The sequence below is a fragment of the Neisseria sp. P0021.S006 genome, assembly GCF_051956895.1.
Genome location: NZ_JBQCWZ010000560.1, coordinates 1 through 865 on the forward strand (window position 1 = coordinate 1; position 865 = coordinate 865).

The 865-nt window shown below is 52.6% G+C and carries 1 pseudogene; it reads left to right on the forward strand.

Features of this window, described 5'->3' with window-relative positions:
- A pseudogene (locus ACTHUM_RS15685) lies at positions 1 to 865 on the forward strand (transcription-repair coupling factor); the annotation flags it as partial.

Sequence of the window (865 nt, forward strand, 5' to 3'; positions counted from 1 at the left end):
TGTTTCCCACGTTGTTGCGGCAGGCGAGTTTGCCGTGCGCGGCGGTATAGTCGATTTGTTCCCGATGGGCAGCGAAATGCCGTACCGCATCGATTTGTTCGACGATGAAATCGACAGCATCAAAACCTTCGATACCGAAACGCAACGCACCATTTCTCCCGTTTCCGAAATCCGCCTGCTGCCGGCGCACGAGTTCCCCACCGACAGCGAGGCGCAAAAAATCTTCCGCAGCCGCTTCCGCGAGGAAGTCGATGGCAATCCGAACGATGCCGCTGTGTACAAAGCCGTCAGTGACGGCCATTTCGGTGCGGGCGTGGAATATTACCTGCCGCTGTTTTTTGAAAACGAGTTGGAAACGCTGTTTGATTACATCGGCGAAGATGCGCTGTTTGTCTCTTTGGGCGACGTTCATGCCGAGGCAAACCGTTTTTGGACCGACGTCAAATCGCGTTATGCCATGGCGCAGGGCGACGAAACTTATCCGCCTTTGCTTCCACAGCATTTGTATCTCTCTGCCGATGTATTCGCAGGCCGTCTGAAAAACTATGGTCAGGTATTGCCGGATATTTTTGGTGATGAACATACGTTGCCAAACGTGGCCGTCAACCGTCAAGCAGATGAACCGTTGCAGGCATTGAAAGATTTTCAGACGGCCTTTGACGGACGAATTTTGCTTTGCGCCGAAAGTTTGGGACGGCGCGAAACCATGCTCGGTTTCTTGCAGCAAAACGGTTTGAAAGCCAAAAGCGTGTCCGACTGGCAGGGCTTTTTGTCGGCGCATGAGCCGCTGATGATTACAGTGGCGCCGTTGGCTTACGGGTTTAAATTAGAAGATCAAAACATCGCGGTCATTACCGAATCCGAT